Here is a 6,948-nt window from a genome sequence, read left to right as displayed (position 1 = left end):
TTAATAAAAGTGTTTGGTCGTCGGAGCAGAACATGAAAGAGTTGATGAACCTAATTCCCTATCGCCGCATTGGCCAACCCGAAGATGTAGCTAAAGTGGCCGTTTGGCTGGCCTCCGACGATTCTGATTATGTGACAGGAGAAACTCTTTACGTAGACGGAGGAATGATGCTTTATCCTGAATTTTCGGATAAGGGGTAATAAAAAAAAGACTTGCCAAGATTGGATGTCTCGGATTAGGCATCCCCGATTCAAAATCTTGGCAAGGCTTCTTTTTATCTTAGAAATCCATTGTTTTTCCCAATCGGCTGCTTTCCAATGCCAATTCCATGACGCGTGTAGTGTTGCGTGCTTCCTGAGGTTTTACCTGCAATTCGGCTCCTAAGGCAATCGCTTCATATACATTTTCGTAGAAAGGAGCATAGTGACCGGCTAAGGTCGGAAGAATGGTTTTTCCTGCTTCGGTATAGAGGCTTCCCCACTGACTTTCGGGCTCTTCTCCCCAATTTTCTGTATTAGGAAGGATGTTTTTTCGCAGTGTATCTTCCTGAATATCTAACCCTGATTTAATAAAACTGCCTTTTTTGCCGTTAATGATGTACCGTAAGCTATTTTCAAAGACCAATAAACTGGCTTTTAAAATGACGCGTTTATCTTCATAATCCATTCGGATATCAAAATAATCGTCGGTTTCTCCATTCGGACGAATGGTTTTTATAGTCGCCGTGACTGTTTTTGGGGTGCCAAAAAGCACCAAAGCCTGGTCAATCAGGTGAGGCCCAAGGTTATATAAATTCCCTGCGCCGGCAGCTGCTATTTCCTTCCACGTTCCTTGAGCCACTTCGGGGCGATAGCGGTCAAAATGAGATTCGTATTCCACGATATCGCCCAATACTCCCCCTTTCAATAACTGTTGAATCGTTAAAAAATCGGCATCCCAACGGCGGTTTTGATAGGCCGTAATAATCAGATTGTTTTGAGTTGCGAGTTCAATCAGTGCGTCGGCTTCCGCAGCGGTATTGGCAAAAGGCTTTTCAATGACAACGTGTTTCCCCGCTTCCAGAGCTGCTTTGGCGTTTGAAAAGTGAAGGTGATTGGGAGTACAAACAAAAACCAAGTCAATGGTATCATCGGCCAAAAGTTCCTCTGCAGAGCTGACCACTTCAATGGCAGGGTTAAATTCATGAACAGCGGCGCTGTTTCGGGTAACTACTTTCTTGAGATTAAAATGCGGACTGACTTCTAAGAAAGGAGCGTGAAAATAGCGTCCCGATAGGCCAAAGCCGATAAGGCCAACATTTAAGGGAGTGTAGAGTGTTGATTGCATAAAAGAGTGTCGAGTGGGGGTTAATGCAAACGGGGCAGCCCGCGCGGTGTCGAATTAAAGTATAAAAGCGGTCAGTAAATAATGGAAACTCATAAGCAGTAAACCAATTTTACTTTTAAATCGAAGAGGTTTACTCCTAAAAGCTACTCTTACGGAGGTATCTTTTTTTAGAGATGGCTGAAAAAGTTGTATTTTTACCGTCCCAAAAATACAAATATGTCTTTTTTTCAGAAAAATACTTCCTTATTCGCTCGTCTCGGCTATTTCATCTCTTTTGTTATATTGTTGCTGCTATCGCTTATTGGAGTCGAATTTTTTGTAGGTAATGGCGACGGGATCTGGTTTGATTACGACTTGCGACTCATCGGATTTCGTTTGGTGGCCTGGGCTGTATCTTTCGTAGTTTTGTATTTGTTGATACGCAACGGCCCACCGCTTTTACAAAACGTCCTGTTGTCGTTGGTATCCGTTTTGTTGGTGATTTATGGAGTTGAAGTAGTGGTAGGATGGATTCACGACGCAAGTCAGAAGTCAACGACATCTTCTTTGCCGCAATATGCCGGCCCGGCGTATGATTCAAGCTATGCTTTTGATGAATTCTTAGGCCGTAAACCCATTCCCAATCATACGTTTTGGTGGACCAAAACCCTGAAGGGAAAACCTGTTGTACAGATAGGAATGAAAGCGGATTCTTTTTCGCGCCGAATTACGCCTTTTGCTGATAGTACTCATCCAAAACGTGATAAGTATGCTTTGTTTTTTGGCTGTTCGTTTACGTACGGTGATGCGGTGAAAGACAATGAAACTATACCGTACTATTTCCAGAAAGAAAATGCTGATTATCAAGCCTATAACTACGCCTTTTTCGGGTACTCGCCCCGTCATGCGCTGGCAAGGCTGCAACACGAAGATTTAACAAAGCAAGTTTCTCAAAAACAGGGAATTGCCATCTATACTTATATTGAAGATCACGTCAATCGGGCGATTCCTTCGGCGGGTTGGATAGGAATGTACGACGGCTATTTTCCTGATTTGGACGAATCCACCATGAAGACAACGGGGGTTTATCGTTTTGTACATCCCATTAAATATCGTTTTGGGATGATGATTTTTAAAAGTAAAGTGCGTCAACATTTTGCGATGGACTTTCCGTTTGGGTATCGCCCAAAAGACTACGAACTAACAGCAAACCTCATCAAAGCTTCGCAGGAAGAGTATAAAAAGCAGTTTAAAAATGATAACTTTTACGTCGTCGTTTACCCTGATTTGCTGAAAAAAGATTCGCCGATGATTGGTCTGTTGAAAGAGCGCGGTCTGAAGGTACTGGATTATCGAAAATTATTTCCGTTTCCTTCCAAGCAATACCAACTTTCCTACGACAGTCATCCTACTCCGGAAGCGCATCGTTTGTTGATGGAGCAATTGACCAAGGATTTGAAAAAAGTGGGAGGTGTATCGGGAATGACGAATTAATGAATGTAGAATGACGAATAGACTGAAAGCGTTTGATTTACAGGGTATAAGAGAGGTCGCAAGAGACGTCATTGCCGCTTGTGGGGATGAAATGATCTGGCTTTTTGAAGGTGAAATGGGAGCGGGCAAAACAACGCTTATTAAAGCCATCTGTGGAGAATTGGGCGTGTTGAATACAGTGCAAAGCCCCACCTTTTCGATTGTAAATGAATACCTGACTGACAGTGGGGAAACGATTTACCATTTTGATTGTTATCGACTTAAAAATGGGACCGAAGCATATGATATTGGTTTGGAAGAATACTTAGATTCAGGAGATTTGTGCTTTATAGAGTGGCCAGATAAGATTGCGGAGCTACTTCCTGAGAAATTCATTAAAATCAGTATTACCCAACTGTCAAACGGCAAACGTTCGATTGAGATTTCAACTAACGAATAAGAAACTATGATGGGTTTTGGCGAATTAGCGCAACAGACCGCACTGTATCCTCAGGAGGCGTTGGCTCCCGTAAAAACGAGTCAGCAAAGCCTGTTGATTGGGCTTCCAAAGGAGATTTCATTGCAGGAAAATCGAATTGCACTTACGCCAGAAGCGGTGGCGATTTTGGTGCGTAACGGTCACCGGGTTGTTGTAGAAAAGGGAGCAGGAGAAGGAGCCCAGTTTTCGGACAATGAATACAGTGAAGCAGGTGCTCAGATTGTGTATTCTCCGCAGGAAGTATTTGCGAGTGATTTGATTCTAAAGATAGAACCCATTGTAGAGCAGGAATTTAGCTACTTAAAAAACGGCCAAACGATTATTTCTGCCCTTAATTTGCCTACGCGCGAGCGGTCGTATTTTGAGCATCTCAACGACAAGCACATTACGGCTGTCAGTTATGAATACATCGAAGATCCAGGAGGCGGGCAGCCGGTTATTCGCTCCCTGAGCGAAATTGCCGGGAGCACCGTCATGCTCATCGCTGCCGAATATTTAAGCAGTGCCAACAAGGGGCGAGGTATTATTTTGGGAGGAATTACGGGCGTACCGCCTACGAAAGTGGTAATTATCGGAGCCGGAACGGTGGCCGAATATGCGGCACGAACTGCGTTAGGTTTGGGAGCCGAGATTAAAATCTTCGACCAGCACATCTATCGTTTGCAACGGCTCAAGTATGCCATAGGTCAAAATATCTATACATCCATTATTGAGTCGGACACATTATCGGAAGCGATTCAGCGGGCTGATGTTGTGATTGGTGCTTTGCGGCCTAACGAGGGTTACAGCCTTCATGTGGTAACTGAAGAAATGGTAGCTCGGATGAAGCCCAATTCGGTGATTATTGATGTCTCGATTGACCAAGGCGGTTGCATTGAAACTGCTCGGACTACTACACATAAAGAGCCGACGTATCGCCTTTATGATGTGATTCATTATTGCGTTCCCAACATCGCCTCCCGTGTAGGTCATACAGCGAGTATTGCGTTGAGTAATGTGTTTTTGCCAATGTTACTTAAAATGGGACATGCCGGGGGAGTGGAACAAATGATGTACGCCAGTCGTTGGTTCAGTAAGGGGGTGTATGCCCACGGAGGTACGTTGACGAATCCCTTTATTGCCAAAAAATTCAGTATGCGCCACAAAGATTTAAGTTTATTATTAGCAGCAAGAATGTAAAAAATAGGAGTGAGTAACGAGGAGTCAGTATTATTTTTTTACTCCTCACTTCTGTCTCCTGACTTCTGACTCCTTAAAAAATTATGATTAACAACAGTAACGAAAACAGCTTAATGGATGATGCCAATTCGCCCGACGTCAACAGACGACTTTTGGGGATGGTATCGCAGGATTTTGTCAAAGTAGCCGACCAATTAAAAGAGGCTTCGTACCAGATACGAAAAAGAGGTTTTTCCGAAAATCCCATTTTTGTCGCAGTTCAAAAAGAGCTGGAATTGGGGTTGTTACTAATTGGAAAGCAGGAACTCGAAAATGAATGGGCGTATCGCGCTTCTTTTCTGGATGAATTTGTTCAACGCGAATTGATTGGTACAGAGGCCGTTGAAATGTTCAGGGAAAATTATAAAAACCCCGATGAATTCTGTTGCCTGTTTGTCATCCAAGGCGATTTTGCCGGCTTTGTCTTTATTCCTTTCCCCGAAGATTAATTTTTGTTTGCGGTCAAAGGGAGTTTAGATTTCCTCTTTGACCGCAAAATATCGAATAAGCCAGTTAGACAGGCTCGGGAATAATTACTTTCAGGGCATCGGGAATAAGAATGGCTTTTATTTCCTTGACCTTTCCCAAATATTCGCCATCCACCTGAAAATGTACTTTTTTAGCCGAGCGCATTAGTAAAGCGTTTGTTTGAAATACTTCCGTTTTTTCGGAATCGTAAGGAGCGTGCGTGACCACCATTTTGAAAATTTCGCGGGGAGATATTTTTTTTACGGCGATCACTTCAAACAATTCATCGTCCAATTTTCCAATGGGGTTGATAACTGCCCCTGTACCGTACTTGGTGGCATTGGCAATCACAATCATGGCGGCTTTGATGGTGATTGGTTTTTTATCAATCTTCATTTCCACTTCCATCAATGAATGTTGCCACAGTACTCTAAAGGAAGCCATCAAATACCCCCACATTCCCCTGACCTTTATGCTTTCAAACCGCTTCATTAAATAAGCATTCAAACCGATGTCACTCAGATGAATGCACAATTCGCCGTTGACAGTGGTTACGTGTATTTTTTTTGAAAACCCTTTTGCAAGAATATCCAATGCTGCTGTGGTATTATCCCCGATGCCCAGTTCTTTGGCCAATCCGTTGGCAGAGCCTGCGGGCAGAATTCCTAAGGTCATATCGGTTTCCAGCAAACATTCGGCCACCAATTTGATGGTTCCATCTCCTCCTACTGCAATGACCTGATGCGGCGAAAACAACTTTATTCTTTCTTTAATTGTTTCCACATTGCAATTTTTTGGAAGAGAATACAATTCAATGGTATGAGGTAATGGTTTAAAATAATCAGCAATTATCACCGGCCAATCTGTCTTGTTGTTGCCTGAGCCGGGATTGATGACGAAAAATAATTTGAGGTTATTTTCTTGAGTCATTGGTGTGTGGTAATGTCATAAGTAATCAAATCTTCTGTAAATTGCTTAAAGATGGGAAATAAAATAGACTATTCCGGTGCCACCGTAAAGGTTTATCATGGCTACGGACATAAAGGTGATTTGGTGGTGTATGGTCATGTATTGGCAGGCAAACTGGTAAGGCCGAGCAAATTCACCAATAATGCGCTGACCAACAGTATTCATTTGGCTAAGTTGTTTTTTGTGAAGCCGATACCCAATGTCCAAGTGGAGCTAGAATGGGGGAATCAGCGATTATATTGCACTACAGAAGCAGACGGCTTTTTTAAGTTTGAATGGCAATCGGCTGCTTCTGTAGAAGCGGGATGGCATCACGTTAACGTAAACCTATTAACTCCGCAGGGGTATATCGCTGCTACGGGTCAGGGTAAAATTTTCGTGCCACATTCTACACAATATGGATTTATCTCAGACATTGACGATACTGTACTTGTTTCTCATTCAGCCGATACAGGTAAGAAATTAAGGGTCATGTTTACGGAAAACCCCCGCAGTCGAAAAACATTTGCGGACGTTGTGAAGTATTATCAACTGCTTGCCCTTGCGCATACGGAACCCGAACTGCCTAATCCCTTTTTCTACGTATCCAACAGCGAATGGAATCTGTACGATGATCTGAATGAATTTTTCAAACACAATGACCTGCCCAAAGGTGCTTTTCTTTTAAATAGCATCAAAAAATGGTATCAATTATTCAAAACGGGCAATACAAAACACCAGGGTAAATTAATGCGAGTGGTGAGAATTCTGAAGGTATTTCCCAAACAGCGATTCGTTTTACTGGGGGATAATTCACAAAAAGACCCTGAAATTTATGCCACTATTGCCAACAAATACCCGGATAGGATTGTGGCTATTTATCTCCGAAATATCAGTCTTGAAAAAGAGGCTCCTACTTTACATCTGTTGGAATCCATTCAAAATAAAGAAATTCATACCTGCCTTTTTAAACACACCGACGAAGCCATTGCGCATTCAATATCAATCGGACTGTTAAATTGAAGAAAATACTCAAA

At 42.7% G+C, this 6,948-nt stretch carries 8 protein-coding genes; 6 read left to right on the top strand and 2 right to left on the bottom strand.

Annotation, left to right across the window (positions count from 1 at the left end; all coding sequences use genetic code 11):
- A partial coding sequence (locus tag Q0081_RS24690; protein WP_298360055.1) for an SDR family oxidoreductase occupies positions 1 to 200 on the top strand: 200 nt, incomplete at its 5' end.
- A 79-nt stretch (positions 201 to 279) separates the two neighbouring features.
- Here Q0081_RS24690 and Q0081_RS24685 read toward each other — a convergent pair.
- Positions 280 to 1,326, bottom strand: coding sequence for a Gfo/Idh/MocA family oxidoreductase (locus tag Q0081_RS24685; RefSeq protein ID WP_298360053.1), 1,047 nt, complete (start codon positions 1,324 to 1,326; stop codon positions 280 to 282).
- Between the two features lie 216 nt (positions 1,327 to 1,542).
- On the opposite strand from Q0081_RS24685, the gene Q0081_RS24680 reads away from it, so the two are divergent.
- The 4 genes from Q0081_RS24680 (at position 1,543) to Q0081_RS24665 (ending at position 4,944) form a co-directional block, all read left to right on the top strand.
- The gene (locus Q0081_RS24680; RefSeq protein ID WP_298360051.1) at positions 1,543 to 2,799 is read left to right on the top strand and encodes a hypothetical protein; all 1,257 of its coding nucleotides are present in this window, start codon (positions 1,543 to 1,545) and stop codon (positions 2,797 to 2,799) included.
- A 10-nt stretch (positions 2,800 to 2,809) separates the two neighbouring features.
- The gene (tsaE, locus tag Q0081_RS24675; protein ID WP_298360049.1) at positions 2,810 to 3,238 is read left to right on the top strand and encodes a tRNA (adenosine(37)-N6)-threonylcarbamoyltransferase complex ATPase subunit type 1 TsaE; all 429 of its coding nucleotides are present in this window, start codon (positions 2,810 to 2,812) and stop codon (positions 3,236 to 3,238) included.
- Between the two features lie 6 nt (positions 3,239 to 3,244).
- Complete coding sequence (locus Q0081_RS24670; protein WP_298360046.1) at positions 3,245 to 4,456, top strand: alanine dehydrogenase; 1,212 nt, start codon at positions 3,245 to 3,247, stop codon at positions 4,454 to 4,456.
- A gap of 83 nt (positions 4,457 to 4,539) precedes the next feature.
- Positions 4,540 to 4,944 carry a hypothetical protein gene (locus Q0081_RS24665; protein ID WP_298360044.1) on the top strand — a complete coding sequence of 135 codons (405 nt, stop codon included), beginning with the start codon at positions 4,540 to 4,542 and terminating at the stop codon, positions 4,942 to 4,944.
- A 64-nt stretch (positions 4,945 to 5,008) separates the two neighbouring features.
- On the opposite strand, the gene Q0081_RS24660 is transcribed toward Q0081_RS24665, so the two are convergent.
- Positions 5,009 to 5,893 (bottom strand): diacylglycerol kinase family protein, encoded by an 885-nt coding sequence (locus Q0081_RS24660; RefSeq protein WP_298360042.1) that lies wholly within the window; start codon positions 5,891 to 5,893, stop codon positions 5,009 to 5,011.
- Positions 5,894 to 5,944: 51 nt separating this feature from the next.
- On the opposite strand from Q0081_RS24660, the gene Q0081_RS24655 reads away from it, so the two are divergent.
- On the top strand, positions 5,945 to 6,934 hold the full coding sequence (locus tag Q0081_RS24655) for an App1 family protein (protein ID WP_298360039.1): 990 nt from the start codon (positions 5,945 to 5,947) through the stop codon (positions 6,932 to 6,934).
- Positions 6,935 to 6,948: the final 14 nt, after the last annotated feature.

The organism is Runella sp. (genome assembly GCF_027484545.1).
In the GTDB taxonomy this organism is placed as follows: domain Bacteria; phylum Bacteroidota; class Bacteroidia; order Cytophagales; family Spirosomataceae; genus Runella.
Note: the sequence above shows the minus strand (reverse complement) of the source record. Positions and strands in the feature narration are given on the sequence as shown.